Annotated in this window: 12 protein-coding genes; 8 read left to right on the forward strand and 4 right to left on the reverse strand. The window is 62.9% G+C overall.

The features are described 5' to 3' along the window. The first annotated feature begins 217 nt into the window (after nt 1-217). The 8 genes from P353_RS02460 (at nt 218) to pbpC (ending at nt 9056) form a co-directional block, all read left to right on the forward strand. Entirely contained in the window at nt 218-1339 is a 1122-nt protein-coding gene (locus P353_RS02460; RefSeq protein ID WP_034364805.1) for an ABC transporter ATP-binding protein, read from the forward strand. A gap of 46 nt (nt 1340-1385) precedes the next feature. Continuing rightward, the gene (locus tag P353_RS02465; RefSeq protein ID WP_034364808.1) at nt 1386-2675 is read left to right on the forward strand and encodes an ABC transporter substrate-binding protein; all 1290 of its coding nucleotides are present in this window, start codon (nt 1386-1388) and stop codon (nt 2673-2675) included. Further along, nucleotides 2675-3631, forward strand: a complete 957-nt coding sequence (locus P353_RS02470) for a carbohydrate ABC transporter permease (protein ID WP_232776200.1) — start codon at nt 2675-2677, stop codon at nt 3629-3631. The genes P353_RS02465 and P353_RS02470 overlap by 1 nt, the downstream gene beginning before the upstream one ends. After that, nucleotides 3628-4494: a carbohydrate ABC transporter permease gene (locus tag P353_RS02475; protein WP_052084635.1), complete on the forward strand. Its 867-nt coding sequence runs from the start codon at nt 3628-3630 to the stop codon at nt 4492-4494. Before P353_RS02470 ends, P353_RS02475 begins: the two co-directional genes overlap by 4 nt. Nucleotides 4495-4528: 34 nt before the next feature. Next, entirely contained in the window at nt 4529-4915 is a 387-nt protein-coding gene (locus P353_RS02480) for a VOC family protein (protein WP_034364812.1), read from the forward strand. 66 nt (nt 4916-4981) lie between these two features. Further along, complete coding sequence (locus P353_RS02485) at nt 4982-5857, forward strand: endonuclease/exonuclease/phosphatase family protein (RefSeq protein ID WP_034364814.1); 876 nt, start codon at nt 4982-4984, stop codon at nt 5855-5857. Between the two features lie 106 nt (nt 5858-5963). Further along, nucleotides 5964-6521, forward strand: a complete 558-nt coding sequence (locus tag P353_RS02490; protein WP_034364817.1) for an HdeD family acid-resistance protein — start codon at nt 5964-5966, stop codon at nt 6519-6521. A gap of 162 nt (nt 6522-6683) precedes the next feature. Then, nucleotides 6684-9056, forward strand: coding sequence for a penicillin-binding protein 1C (pbpC, locus tag P353_RS02495; RefSeq protein ID WP_052084637.1), 2373 nt, complete (start codon nt 6684-6686; stop codon nt 9054-9056). Nucleotides 9057-9169: 113 nt separating this feature from the next. On the opposite strand, the gene lldD is transcribed toward pbpC, so the two are convergent. The 4 genes from lldD to P353_RS02515 all read right to left on the reverse strand — a co-directional run bounded on the left by lldD (nt 9170) and on the right by P353_RS02515 (nt 14901). Beyond that, on the reverse strand, nt 9170-10303 hold the full coding sequence (lldD, locus tag P353_RS02500; protein WP_034364820.1) for an FMN-dependent L-lactate dehydrogenase LldD: 1134 nt from the start codon (nt 10301-10303) through the stop codon (nt 9170-9172). Beyond that, nucleotides 10300-11070, reverse strand: a complete 771-nt coding sequence (gene lldR, locus P353_RS02505; protein ID WP_034364822.1) for a transcriptional regulator LldR — start codon at nt 11068-11070, stop codon at nt 10300-10302. Before lldR ends, lldD begins: the two co-directional genes overlap by 4 nt. Before the next feature lie 17 nt (nt 11071-11087). Then, nucleotides 11088-12752 carry an L-lactate permease gene (lldP, locus tag P353_RS02510; RefSeq protein ID WP_034364825.1) on the reverse strand — a complete coding sequence of 555 codons (1665 nt, stop codon included), beginning with the start codon at nt 12750-12752 and terminating at the stop codon, nt 11088-11090. A gap of 490 nt (nt 12753-13242) precedes the next feature. Further along, nucleotides 13243-14901: an L-lactate permease gene (locus P353_RS02515; protein WP_034365456.1), complete on the reverse strand. Its 1659-nt coding sequence runs from the start codon at nt 14899-14901 to the stop codon at nt 13243-13245. Between the last annotated feature and the right edge of the window lie 76 nt (nt 14902-14977).

Raw genomic sequence — 14977 nt, forward strand, 5'->3', positions numbered from 1 at the left:
GTTTTCTGCCGGGCTCGGTCAAGCCCCGGTCTGCGCAAGCGGCCGGGGCTTTTTCATGCATGGATGCTATTAATACAGAAGCTGCTTGCGCTTTTGAAAAGGATGATTCAAGGGTATTTCTATCTGAAATCAATGAATAGAAAGCGCAGGTAGCTCCTGTTTTTTGCAGAATCCGGGTTGACACGCGGTTGTCATCCAGTCTTCCTAGACTGGCGAGATGTCTTTGATCGAGCTGGAGAACGTCGCCAAATCCTGGGGTGACGCCACGGCCCTGCGTGCCGTGAATCTGCGCATTGAACCAGGCTCGTTTTGCGTCCTGCTCGGCCCTTCGGGCTGCGGCAAATCCACCACCTTGCGCATGATCGCCGGGCTGGACATTCCCACTTCGGGGTCGGTGCGCATCGATGGTCGCGACGTCACCCATCTGCCGCCCGCTGAGCGCGGCATTGCCATGGTGTTTCAGAACTATGCGCTGTTCCCGCATCTGAGCGTGGCCGACAACATCCAGTTCGGTCTGCAAGTGCGCAAGGTTGCCAGGGCCGAGCGCGAGCAGCGTCTTGCGCAAACGGCCGAGCTGCTGGGGCTGACGGCGCTGCTGGAGCGCCGGCCCGGGCAACTCTCGGGCGGCCAGCAGCAACGCGTGGCGCTGGGCCGTGCGCTGGTGGCGCAGGCCAGGGTCTGTCTGATGGACGAGCCGCTATCCAATCTCGATGCCCAGCTGCGCCAGGAAATGCGCGCCGAGCTGCGCGAGCTGCAGCAGCGTCTGGGGCTGACAGTGGTCTATGTGACCCACGATCAGGCCGAGGCCATGAGCATGGCCGATCAGGTGGTGCTGCTCAACAAGGGCCTGGTGGAGCAGGCCGCCGGGCCGCGTGAAATCTATGCCCGGCCCGCAACCACGTTTGCCGCGCGCTTTATCGGCACACCTGCCATGAACATCGTGGCCCTGCAAGGCAACCGGATTGCCGGCAGCGATGTGGTCGTTGCCCCGGATCTGGTGGCTGGCAGCGCCTACCCGCAGGCGCTGGGCGTGCGGCCCGAGGTGATTGCCGTGGCACGCGATGCCGATGGCGCCGCTGAGGGCGATGGCAAGCGCATTCCGGCCACCGTGCAGGGCTTTGAATATCTGGGTGCCGATCTGGTGCTGCGCTGCCTGGTGGGCAGCGAGCTGCTGACGGCGCGTGTGCCCGGCCATGCCCATGCAGATCTGCGGCCTGGACAAGGCGTGATCCTGTATTGGCCGCAGCAGGCTGCGCATTGGTTCGATGCGCAGGGCGGGCGCATTCATGTTTGCGGGCAGGCGGTGGAATCCGCCCGCTCTTTGCTGGCTGCAGCCTGAGCCGCCAGCGTTTCCCATTGTCTGCAAATCCCGAGGAGAGATTCCCATGCGTCGTCAAACCTTTGTTCATGGCGTGATCGCCGCTGCCGCCGGCCTTGGCCTGGCGGGCACTGCTCTTGCGCAGTCCCCGCTGGAAGTGCCTTTCTATTACCCCGTGGCCGTAGGTGGCCCCATCACCAAGGTGATAGACGGCTATGCGGCGGACTTCAACAAGGCGCATCCGCAATACAAGATCACGCCCATCTATGCCGGCACCTATCAGGAAACCATCGTCAAGGCGCTGACGGCGCACAAGGCCGGCAAGGCGCCTGCGACCTCGGTGCTGCTGTCCACCGATATGTTCACGCTGATGGACGAGGGCGCGATTGCGCCCATTGACGACTTCGTGAAGACCGATGCCGACAAGGCCTGGCTCAAGGGCTTTTACCCCGCCTTCATGGCCAACAGCCAGACCGGTGGCAAGACATGGGGCGTGCCCTTTCAGCGCTCCACCGTGGTGATGTACTACAACAAGGAAGCTTTCAAGGAGGCCGGCCTGAACCCCGACAAGGCGCCTCAGAACTGGAAGGAACTCAAGGAGGCAGCTCACAAGCTGACCAAGAAGGACGCCAGCGGCAAGGTCGTGCAATACGGCATCCAGATTCCGTCCACCGGCTTTGGCTACTGGATGCTGCAGACCCTGACCACGCCCAATGATGTGCTGCTGGCCAACGAGTCCGGCACCCGCGTCATGCTCAACCACCCCAAGGTGGTGGAAGCGCTGAACTTCTGGGTCAGCCTGGTCAAGGACGGCGTGCACCCGGCAGGTGTGGTGGAGTGGGGCACGACGCCCAGGGACTTCATGGAAAAGAAGGCCGCCATCATCGTGACGACCACGGGCAATCTCACCAATATCCGCGCCAATGCCAAGTTCGACTTCGGCGTGGGCCAGATCGCCGGCAATGTCCGCAAGGGCTCGCCCACGGGCGGGGGCAATTTCTACATCTTCAAGAATGCGCCCAGGGATCAGCAGCAGGCTGCGTTCGAGTTTGCCAAATGGGTGACGCAGCCAGAGCGTGCAGCGCAGTGGAGCATGGACAGCGGCTATGTGGCTGTCTCGCCCGCAGCCTACGAGACTCCCGTACTCAAGAAGTACGGCCAGGAGTTTCCCCAGGCACTGGTGGCGCGCGATCAACTGCCCGTGTCGGTGGCCGAGTATTCCACCCATGAGAACCAGCGCGTGACCAAGGTGCTCAACGATGCGATTCAGGCGGCCCTGAACGGCACCAAGACCGCAGCCCAGGCCATGGACGACGCGCAGAAGGAGTCCGAGCGCATTCTGCGTCGCTACAAGTAATGAGCAGTCCGGCGCTTGAAACCGCCAAGGGCGCCATGTCTGCGCCCTTGTCATCCGGAGCCGTCCGCAGGCTGGCGCAGGCCGCAGCGCGAAAGCAGGCCGTGCATGCCTGGCTGCTGCTCATACCGGCGCTGGTACTGCTGCTGGGCTTTACGCACTGGCCGGCCTTGTCCACGTTGATCGACAGCCTGCATGCCACGGGTCGTGGCGGTCAGTCCGGCGAATGGGTGGGGCTGGAAAACTATGCGCTCATGGTCGACGACCCCGTGTTCTGGCAGGCCGTGCGCAACAACCTCTGGTTTGCCGCTGCCACCATTCCGCTGTCCATGGGGCTGGCCTTGCTGATGGCGCTGTGGGTCAACGAGAAGCTTGCGGGGCGGGCCTTGCTGCGCATGGCGTATTTCACGCCCACGGTGCTGCCCATGATTGCAGTGGCCAATATCTGGCTGTTCTTCTACACGCCTCAGTACGGACTGCTGGAGCAGGTGCGCGGCGCACTGGGCCTGGACGCGCACAACTGGCTGGGCGATCCATCCACGGCCCTGGCCTGCATCACGCTGGTGGCCGTGTGGAAGGAGGCCGGCTTTTTCATGATCTTCTATCTGGCCGCGCTGCAGACGCTCAACCCCAGCCTCAAGGAGGCGGCGGTCATCGAAGGCGCATCGCGCTGGTATTTCCTGAGCCGCGTGCAGTGGCCGCTGCTCATGCCGACCACGCTGTTCATCCTGGTCAACGCCGTGATCAATGCCTTCCGGCTGGTGGACCATGTGTTCATTCTCACGCGCGGCGGGCCGGACAATGCCTCCACGCTGCTGCTCTATCACCTCTACGAAGTGGGCTTCAAGTTCTGGGATACCGGCTATGCAGCGGCCATCACCGTGGTGCTGGTCGTGGTGCTGGCTGCCGTGGCACTGTTCCAGTTCTTCGTGCTGGACAAAAAGGTGCACTATCAATGACAGCTGCTGCATTTCTGTCAGGGCGCAGGAGCGCCCGGGCAAGCCAGGGCGTGAGCTTTTATGGCGCTTCATGGCTGGACACCCTGGCCGCCTGGACGCTGGCGCTGCTGTGGCTGCTGCCGCTGGCCTATGCGGTCTGGACGGCGTTTCACCCCTCCGATGCGTCCACACGCCTGGATCTGTCGGCGCCCTGGACGCTGCAGAACTTTCACCATGCCTGGGAGGCCGCACCGTTTGCGCGCTATTTTCTCAACACCATCTTGCTGGTGGCCTTGATTTTGGCGGTGCAGCTGCTGCTGTCCACGCTGGCTGCATTTGCTTTTGCACGCTTGCGCTTTCGCGGCAGCAATGTGGCGTTTGCGCTGGTGCTGATACAGCTGATGATCATGCCGGACATCCTGCTGGTGGCCAACTACCAGACCATGTCCCGGCTGGGAGCGGTCGATAGCCTGGTGGGCATAGGTCTGCCGTATTTCGCCTCGGCCTTTGCCATCTTTTTGCTGCGCCAGACCTTTATGGGCATACCCCGCGAGCTGGACGAAGCCGCGCGCGTGGAAGGTGCCAGTACGCTGCAGATTCTCTGGCGTGTCTACGTACCGCTGGCCAGGCCGGTCTACACCGCGTTTGCGCTGGTTTCGGTGAGCTTTCACTGGAATAATTTTCTCTGGCCTCTGATCATCACCAACAGCGTGCAGGCACGTCCGCTCACCGTGGGCCTGCAGGTTTTCTCCAGCGTGGAATCGGGCGTGGAATGGTCGACCATCTGCGCCGCCACACTGATGACTTCAGGGCCGCTGCTTATCGCATTCCTGCTGTTCCAGCGCCAGTTCGTGCAAAGCTTCATGCGCGCGGGCATCAAGTGACTGGGATACAGTCAAGCCATTTGAGGAGTTGACAATGCCTGGTCCCGCTGCTGCTGGTGTGCTGATTTATGCCAAGGATTTCCAGAGTCTGGCAGGCTTCTATGAGCAGGTTCTGGGCATGCAGCGACTGCATGAGGACGAGCACATCATCGTGCTGGAGTCCGCCGCCTTGCAACTGGTGATTCACGCGCTGCCTGCCGAGATTGCGGCGCGGGTCAAGATCGGCACGCCACCGCAGCGCCGTGCCGATGTAGCTCTCAAGTTCTTCGTCACCGTGCCGGCGATTGCCGAGGCCCAAGGCGCTGCGCAGGCGCTGGGCGGACAGGTGTTTGACGAGCGTTGGCAAGGTCCTGGCTTTGCGGCCTGCAATGCCATGGACAAGGAGGGCAATGTGTTCCAGTTGCGCGAGACCTTGGTCTGATCAGCAGCTGTAAAAATAGTGGCTGCCAGGGCTTCAGACATTTTCAATCTGGAAAGACGCGACAAGATGAATATCCTGACTTGGAACGTGCAATGGTGCTGCGGCATGGATGGACTGGTCAGTGTGGAGCGCATCGTGCGTCACGCGCTGCAAATGGGCGAGCAGGCCGGCGGACTGGATGTGCTGTGCCTGCAGGAAATCGCCGTCAACTACCCCGATCTGCAGGGCCGGCCCGGCGATCAGCCGGCCGAGCTGAAGGCGCTGTTGCCGGGCTGGCAGATTTTCTTTGGCGCATCGGTCGATGAGTTCACGTCCAGCGGCCATCAGCGTTTTGGCAATCTGATTGCCACGCGGCTGCCGGTGCTGCTGGTTCAGCACTATCTGCTGCCCATGCCGGCAGAAGCCGACATGCGCTGCATGCAGCGCATGTGTTCTGTGGTCACGGTCTATGACGCGGCGCTGGGGCCGGTACGCATCATGACCACGCATCTCGAATATTTTTCGACGCGTCAGCGCATGGCGCAGGCCGGCGCACTGCGTGCCCTGCAGATGCAGGCCTGCGCGCTGGCCGATGCCCCGCCGCAGCCGGCCAGCGATGGCTCGCCCTATCAAACCAAGCCGCATACACGCCATGCCGTGCTTTGCGGGGATTTCAACTTCGAGCCGCACGAGCCCGAATATGCCGTTCTGTCCGCACCTTGGGCTGCCGGCGAGGAAGGCTGTCTGCAGGCCGGGCAGTGGCGCAATAGCTGGGATGTGCTGTATCCCGGGCAGCCGCAGCCGCCGACCTTCAGACTGGTGGATAGAACCTGGGGAGCAGAGCCCGGGGCCTGTGACTTGATATGGGTCAGCGACAGCCTGCGTCAGAGAGTGCAAACTTGGAGTGTGGACAGCGCCACACAGGCCTCTGACCACCAGCCTGTGATGTTGACGCTGGGCTGAACTTGTTGCTAGGTTCGGAGCTGGATTCGAGAGACGAGTGGCTGCACAAGTCGCACTGTTGTGAAACCCTGAGAACGTAAACGCGTTCTAAAAGAGAGGAGTCTTCATGTCTGTAGAAATTCCGTCCATGTCCATCATGTTGCACCGTAGCTGGTGGGTGCTGTTGTTGCGCGGCGCCGCCGCCATCATCTTCGGCGTGCTGACCTGGATGCAGCCCGCAGCATCCGCCGCCGCGCTGGTGCTGGTGTTTGGCGCCTATGTGTTTGTCGATGGCCTGCTAGGCATCTACACCGCCATCAAGAGCCGCCAGCAGTCGCGTCACTGGTGGGTGGTTTTGCTGTGGGGGCTGACGGGTGTGGTGGTGGGGGTGCTCACGGTCATCAACCCTGCGATTACTGCGCTGGTTCTGACCATCTATATCGGCGTCTGGGCCTTGATGACCGGCGTACTGCAGATCGTCGCGGCGCTGCGTCTGCGCAAGGAAATTCAAGGCGAATGGGTGCTGGTGCTCGGGGGGCTGCTCTCAGTGTTGTTCGGCATCTTCGTGCTGATGCAACCCGGTGCGGGCATGATGGCCATGCTGTGGGTGCTGGCGACCTATGCCGTCATCTTCGGTGTGCTGATGGTGATACTGGCGTTCAAGATCAAGAAGTTCACGGCTTGAAGGGCATTGATCTCGAAAAAGCGGCTCCAACGAGCCGCTTTTTTGCTGCCGCTTGTCTGAGCGGACCGTTTGCCATGCCATCTTTGGGACAATGCCTGCTGACTTCCAACAGCGCACAAAGACATGGAACAAGGCATGCAGCGGTATTTCCCGCCCCCGAAAATGAAGCAGTCCTGGCGAGCCGTTGGCATGACGGCCGCTTTATGGCTGGGTCTTGCCGCCAGCAGCCAAGCCGTGTCCAGCTATGACGAGGTGCGCATCGACCATCGCTCGTCGGAGACCCTGCTGCTTTCGCGCGAAGGCGAGGTGCTGCAGCGCCTGCGCACCGACAGCACAGTGCGCCGCGGTCCCTGGGTGGCATTGGCCGATGTCTCGCCGGCACTGCGCACGGCCCTGGTGCTCAGCGAGGACAAACGTTTCTACGAGCACAGCGGCGTGGACTGGGCTGCCGTCACCGCAGCCGCCTGGGGCAACCTCTGGAACACGCGCACGCGCGGCGCAAGCACCATCACCATGCAGCTCGCCGGTCTGCTGGATGGAGACTGGCGTCAGGGACCGGGCGGGCGCAGCGTGGTGCAGAAGGTGGGGCAGGCCGTGGCGGCCCAGGTGCTGGACAGGCGCTGGCGCAAGGATCAGATTCTCGAGGCCTATCTGAACCTGGTGCCGTTTCGCGGCGAGATCGTGGGTATAGCTGCGCTGTCGCAAAGCCTGTACGGCAAGGCAGCCCACGGGCTGGATGCGCGCGAGGCCGCCATTGCTGCGGCCCTGGTGCGTGCACCCAATGCCTCGGTCGAGCGTGTGGCCCAGCGTGCCTGCGGCGTGCTGCAGGTGATGGTGCCCGATGATGTGGCGGCCAAGGATTGCTCGGCCATGCAGCTCTATACCTCCAGCGTGCTGCAACGGCGTCAATGGCTGGCCAGCGAGGGCGTGGCTCCGCATTTCGCGCGGCGCTGGCTGGCGTTGCCCCAGAACAGGGGGCAGGAGCAGGTGCGATCAACCTTGAGCGCACCCCTGCAGCGCTTTGCCGTGGCCAGCCTGCAGCAGCATCTGCGCGAGTTGCAGGGCCGCAATGTGGAAGATGGTGCGGCCGTGGTGCTGGACAACCGAACAGGCGAGATCCTGGCCTGGGTGGGCTCCTCAGGAACGCTGAGCCAGGCGTCCGAGGTCGATGGCGTCACCGCGCTGCGTCAGCCCGGCTCCACGCTCAAGCCTTTTCTCTACGCCCAGGCGATTGCCGAAAAGCGCATCACGGCCGCCTCGCTGATCGAGGATTCATCGGCCCATATTCCCACGCAGAACGGCCTCTACATTCCGCAGAACTACGACCGGCGCTTCAAGGGCTGGGTGTCGGCGCGCACGGCGCTGGCATCCTCGCTCAATGTGCCTGCGGTGCGCACGCTGGTCATGATCACGCCCGACGCCTTTTTCGAGCAGCTCAAGAAACTGGGCCTGCCGCTGCGCGAAAGCGGGGGCTATTACGGCTTCAGCCTGGCGCTGGGCAGCAGCGAGGTCGCGCTGCTCAATCTGACCAATGCCTATCGGGCACTGGGCAATGGTGGTCAATATCGCCCCGTGAGTTGGGCCTTGCCTCAGGCTGAAAGCCGCAAGGCCGGCGGCAACACCGGCGACGACGCGCTGCAGGCACTGGATGCGCGGGCAGCTTTTATCGTGGGCGACATCCTCTCCGACAATATGGCGCGGGCACCGACGTTCGGCACGGACAGCGTGCTGGCCACTCGCTTCTGGACGGCTGTGAAAACCGGCACCAGCAAGGATATGCGCGACAACTGGGCCGTGGGCTGGTCCGAGCGCTACACCGTGGGCGTCTGGGTGGGCAATGCGGGTGGCGAGGCCATGCATTCGGTCAGCGGCACCAGCGGCGCAGCGCCCATCTGGGCCGATATCATGGGCTTTTTGCATCGCAACCTGTCCAGCCGTGCGCCCAGGGCTCCGACCGGTGTGCTGCAGCAGCAAGTGCAGTTCGGTGCGTTGACAAGCGGCGGCATGCCTATCGAAAGCGCACGCGAAGAATGGTTTGTGGCAGGGACCGAGCAATCACTGTTTGCCATGGATCACGTGGCTGGCAGCACGGAACAGAAAAACCTTGCAAGGCAAAAAGCCAGCAAGTTAGGCAGTGCCACAGCTGCGTCCGCTGTCCGTATCTCGCGCCCGGCCAATGGCACGATTTTGGCGCTGGACCCCGATATTCCGCCTGACAGCCAGCGCGTGCAGCTGGTGGCGCGCCAGGCCGGCATGGCGGCCGAGCAGGACTGGCGTGACGGCAGCTTGCGCTGGCGGCTGGTGACCCGGCAGTATGGTGCGCCCGCCTCAGCAGACAAGAACGCCCAACCCGTGATGCGAGAGGTGCAGCGCGAGCTGGGGCGCGGCAGTCAGCTGGGCTGGCTGCCCTGGCCGGGGCGCCACAGGCTGGAGCTGCTCGATGCCTCTGGCAAGGTGCTGGACAGCATTGCGCTTGAGGTGCGCGGTGCCGGGGCACTGGTTGCCGGTCCCGAGGACATCAAGAAAAAAAGATAGACATGAAAAGCCGCTGGTCTGGGCCAGCGGTTTGCAGCAAGGGCATGGCCGCTGGAAAGTCCTGCCCTCAAGCGAAACCATCGGGAGGCAGCAGTGCCGTCTCACAGAGGTGCTCAGCGCACCAATAGATCGCCCGTGATCTCCGAGACCTTCTTGACGCTGGTCAGCGTCATGGCCACGCGCATTTCCTTTTCGAGCAGGTTCAGCAGATTGCTCACACCGGCCTCGCCCTCGGCGGCCAGCGCGTAGACGAAGGCACGGCCTATCATGGTGCAGTCCGCGCCCAGGGCCAGCAGGCGCACGATGTCCAGGCCGTTGCGCACGCCCGAGTCGGCCAGGATCTTGATCTGGCCCTTGACGGCATCGGCAATGGCAGGCAGGGCGCGTGTCGACGAGAGCACGCCGTCGAGTTGGCGCCCGCCATGGTTGGAGACGATGATGCCGTCAGCGCCGAAGCGCACGGCATCCCTGGCGTCCTCGGGGTCGAGGATGCCTTTGATCAGCATGGGACCCTTCCAGAAGTCGCGGATCCATTCCAGGTCCGACCACGAGATCGAGGGGTCGAAGTTCGCGCCCAGATAGCCCATATAGTCTTCGAGCGAGACGTTCTGGCCCTTGTAGGTGGAGATATTGCCCAGCGTGTGCGGGCGGCCCATCAGGCCCACGTCCAAGGCCCAGTGTGGATGGGTCACGGCCTGCAGATAGCGGCGCATGGCGGCGTTGGGGCCGCTCATGCCCGAGTGCGCGTCGCGATAGCGGGCGCCGGGCACGGGCATGTCCACGGTAAAGACCAGGGTGGAGACGCCAGCAGCCTGGGCGCGCTCCAGCGCGTTCTTCATGAAGCCCCGGTCCTTGAGCACATAGAGCTGGAACCACATCGGTCGGCCCAGCTTGGGTGCGACTTCCTCGATGGGGCAGACCGAGACGCTGGACATGGTGAAGGGGATGCCCTTCTTGTCAGCGGCCATGGCGGCCTGCACTTCGCCGCGGCGGGCGAACATGCCGGTCAGCCCCACGGGAGCCAGCGCCACGGGAATCGAGAACTTCTCGCCGAACAGCTCGATGCTGGTATCGAGCTGGCTCATGTCCTTGAGCACGCGCTGGCGCAGGGCCACGTCGGCCAGGTCGTCGACATTGCGAGCCAGCGTCTTCTCGGCATAGGCGCCGCCGTCGAGGTAGTGGAACAGAAAGGGCGGCAGGCGCTTTTGCGCAGCCGCACGGTAGTCGGTGGTGGAGGAGATGATCATGAAAAAATGGCGGAGGAAGAGGAGAAACGATCCAGCCGCTTGCGTCGGGCCGCTTCGGCATCCGACTCGGACAGCTTTTCGTGAACATAGGCCAGGTGCTGGCCGATGGCGCTTCTGGCCTGCTCCGGCTCGCCGTCGACAATGGCCTGCATGAGATTGCGGTGCTGCGCAGTCAGATGCTCCAGCGTCGAGAGATCATCATGCACGAACATCAGGCGCCGGTTCTGGGCCACGGTGCCCAGCACCAGCTCGAAGAGGCTGCCCATGAGCTGAACCAGCACGGCGTTGTGCGAAGCCTCGGCAATCGCCAGATGAAACTGCGCATCGGAGCGGGCCGCACTGGCGGCATCGCGCGCCTGCTGGTGGCGCAGCATATCGTCGAAACAGTGGCGGATGCGGTCCTTGTCCTTGTCGGTGGCACGTTGGGCCGCATACCAGGCAGTGCTGAGCTCCAGGGCCTGGCGTGCTTCCAGCACGTCGTAGCGATATTGGGGGTCGTCGCGCAGCAAGGATTCCAGCGGTGCGACGGCTTGTTCGTGCCACAGCGGCACGCGCGAGCCGACAAAGGTGCCGGCGCCCACGCGGCTTTCGAGCACACCTCGGCTGGCAAGCTTCTGTATGGCCTCGCGCAGTGCCGTGCGCGAGACCCCCAGTTGCTCGGCCAGTGCCCGCTCGGTCGGTAGCTTTGCGCCGCTCTGGAGCTGGGTGCTCTGGATCAGCTCCAGCAACTGCTGGGCAACGCGGTCGGACAGGCGGATGGCGGGCATGGGGTCTGGCAGGAGTTTCAGGTGGTGGGAATCATCCACGGAAACACATAAGCCTGCAGAGTGCAGATGATGCCGATCAGCACCAGGAAGGCCAGGCTGTGCTTGACGGTAAAGCGAAACAGGTCCGATTCCTTGCCGGCCAGGCCTACGGCTGCGCAGGCAATGGCGATGGACTGGGGCGAGATCATCTTGCCGGTCACGCCGCCGGTGGTGTTGGCCGTCACGGCCAGAACCTCGGGCAGCCCCAGCTGCGCTGCCGTCGTGGCCTGCAGGGCGCCGAACAGCGCATTGGCCGAGGTGTCGGATCCCGTGAGGAACACGCCGATCCAGCCCAGGAAGGGCGAGAAGAACGCAAAGGCCTTGCCTGTATGGGCCAGCGCCATGGCCAGCGTGGTGGACAGGCCGGAGTAGTTGGCGATGAAGGCGAAGGCCAGCACCATGCCGATGGAGTAGATGGGCAAGGCCAGTTCCTTGAAGGTCTCGCCCAGGGTCTGGACTGCCACGGCTGGCTTGAGGCGCAGCAAAAGAATGGCGAGCACGGCGGCGATCAGGATCGCGGTTCCCGTGGCCGAGAGCCAGTTGAAGGAATAGACCGCGCCATAGGGCGTGGGCGCGGCGACGACGGGTGCCATTTTCTGCACCAGATTGTGCAGCATGGGTACCGGAATGCTGAAGACCGTGCCGGACAGTGCGCCGCCCGAGGCGAACAGCGCCTTGAAGGGCTTGAGGCTCCAGATGGTCACCATGGCCGTGAGGATGATGAAGGGCGACCAGGCCTTGATCACCATGCCGGTTGTCAGCTTGGCAGGGGCCGTCGTCTGGATCTTTGCCGCGCCCGGCTCGGTGTCGAAGCGGAAGATGCGCTTGGGCTGCCAGAACTTGAGGAAAGTGGTCAGTGTCACCAGGGCGAAGATTGCCGAAGTGATGTCCGGCAGTTCGGGGCCGATGTAGTTGGCCGTCAGAAACTGTCCGAGTGCAAAGCTGCCGCCGCCCACCAGCACCGCAGGCCAGGTTTCCTTGACGCCGCGCCAGCCGTCCATGATGGCCATGAGCCAGAACAGCACGATGATGGTCATGAACGGCAGCTGGCGGCCGGCCATCTGGCTGATGGCCATGACATCGACGCCCGAGACCTGACCGGCCACGATGACGGGAATGCCCATGGCGCCGAACGCCACGGGGGCGGTATTGCCGATCAGGCACAGGCCGGCCGCATACAAAGGCCTGAAGCCCAGGCCCACCAGCAGCGCCGCCGTGATGGCCACGGGGGCGCCGAAACCGGCGGCTCCCTCGAGGAAGGCACCGAAGCAAAAGCCCACCAGGATCAGCTGCAGGCGCTGGTCTTCGGTGACGGAGAGGATCGACGAGCGGATGATGTCGAACTGTCCGGTCTTGACCGAGACCTTGTAGAGAAAGACCGCCGCGACAATGATCCAGGCGATCGGCCACAGACCGTAGAAGAAGCCGTAGACGCCCGCGGCCAGCGCGTTGGCGACCGGCATGCGATAAAAGAGCAGCGCCACGGCCAGAGACAGCGCCACCGTGATGGTGCCCGCCACATAGCCCTTGAGGCGCAGCTTGGTCAGTGCGAGAAAGAAAAAGATGATGGGTATCAGCGCCACCAGCGCCGACACCCACACATTGCCTGCGGGGTCGTAGTTCTGCGACCAGATTTCTTGCATTGCCTTGATCTCCTGGATATGCGCGGGGAGGGCAACCCTCCTGAGCGTCCAGAAGCTTCCCCGTCAATTCTGTAAACAACCACGTCGCCCTGCACCGGACGCTGCCATGCAGCGTTACTCAGCCTTGCTTGTTAAATTGGTATTACCAATTGACGGTGGTTTATGGTGGGGTGGATTATAGAAATGGGTTTCTAGCTATAAATTAGTGGTTTTCCCTTGATTTCTAGAATTAATTGGTAATACCAATTTGAGGATTGGTATTCCAGCAATCCTCCAAAAAAGGCGCAAAAAAGGCGCAAAAAAGCCGCAGGCCCGAAGGCGCTGCGGCTGCAGGGATGCCCACTTGGTGGGCTGGGCAAGGGTGGTATGCGAGGCGGCTCAAACCGCCGCGGCCCAGGCCTGAGATACCGAGCAAGGGCCTGGGCGGCTCCGTCGCATCGCGGCGAAGATGTGGCCCCCGTCGGGGCGAGCCGCGAAGCAGCTCGGGTGCTCAGTTCACCATCAGCTTGAACGGCCAGACATAGGCCTGCATGGTGACGAACAGGCCCATCAGGCAGGCCAGGGCGATGGAGTGGAAGAACACATAGCGCAGGATATCGCCCTCACGGTTGAACCAGCGGGTGGCGGTCGAAGCCACGACAATGGATTGCGCATCGATCATCTTGCCCATCACGCCGCCCGAGCTGTTGGCGGCACCCATGAGGTTGGGGGACAGGCCCAACTGGTCGGCGGCGACCTTCTGCATGCCGCCGAACAGCACGTTGGACGCCGTGTCCGAGCCCGTGAGCGCCACGCCCAGCCAGCCCATCAGCGTTCCGAAGAAGGGGTAGAACACTCCGGTGTTGGCAAAGGCCAGGCCCAGGGTGGTGTCGGTGCCCGAGTAGCGTGTCAGCGTGCCCAGGGCCAGCATCAGCACGATGGTCAGCAGCGAGTAGCGCACTAGCCAGGTGGTCTTGAAGAAGGTGCGCACTATGGTCACCGGGTTGTACTTCATGACGAAGGCGCTGACGATGGCAGAGAACAGAATGGCTGTTCCGGTGGCCGACAGCAAGTTCAGCGTGTAGACCGCGCCTTCCTTGGTCGGCTGGGGCACCACGGGCGGCATTTTCTCGATCAGATTGTGCAGGCCCGTCATGGGGAAGGCGGGGGCAAACAGGCTGTTGAGCCAGGCCTTGACCGGCGGCAGGCCCCAGATGAACACAAACACCGAGAGAATGATCCAGGGGGTCCAGGCGGCAATCAGCGCGCTCTTGCTGTGTTGGGTCACGGGCTGGGGCGGCTTGACTTCGGAGGCGCTGACATCCTTGCCGCGCAGCGAGGCAGAGGTCCAGATCTTCTTGGGCTGCCACACGCGCAGGAACAGGATCAGGCTGGCCATGGAAACAATGGCCGCGATGATGTCCACCAGCTCTGGGCCGATGAAGTTGGAGACCAGATATTGGGGAATGGCAAACGACAGGCCGGTGACCAGAATCGCGGGCCAGATCTCCATCATGCCCTTGCGACCGGCAAAGGCCCAGATCAGCCAGAACGGCACCAGCACCGAGAAGAAGGGCAACTGGCGGCCGATCATGGCGGTCACTTCCATCAGATCGTAGCCATGGACCTTGGCCAGCGTGATGACAGGCGTGCCCAGGGCGCCGAAGGCCACGGGAGCGGTGTTGGCGATCAGCGACAGACCGGATGCCGCCAGCGGCGAAAAGCCCAGGCCGATCAGAATGGCTGCCGTCACGGCCACGGGCGTGCCGAAGCCGGCAGCGCCTTCAAAAAAGGCGCCGAAGGAGAAGGCAATGAGCAGCAGCTGGATGCGGCGGTCTTCGGTGATGCCGGAGAGTGAGTCCTGCAGCACCTTGAAGCTGCCGTTCTGCTCGGTCAGCTGATGCAGGAAGATGATGTTCAGCACAATCCAGCCAATGGGCAGCAGGCCGGTGAAGCCGCCGAACAAGGCGGCACGCCCCGCCATTTCACCGGGCATGTTGTAGACAAAGACTGCAATCAGCAGCGCTGCAATCAGGCCTGCGCCTGCGGCCAGGTGGGCCTTCATGTGCAGAAAGCCCAGGCCCACCAGCATCACCACGACCGGAATGGCCGCAAGCAATGTGGATAGCCACATATTCGATAGGGGGTCGTAGACCTGTTGCCAAACCATCTGTGTTGTCTCCTGTTTGTTGTGGTGACAGGGATGGTCGCTGTGCGAATAGGCTTGCATACCTAGCATTAGCCCT

The sequence above is a fragment of the Comamonas testosteroni genome (assembly GCF_000761245.1).
Lineage (GTDB): Bacteria > Pseudomonadota > Gammaproteobacteria > Burkholderiales > Burkholderiaceae_C > Comamonas > Comamonas testosteroni_C.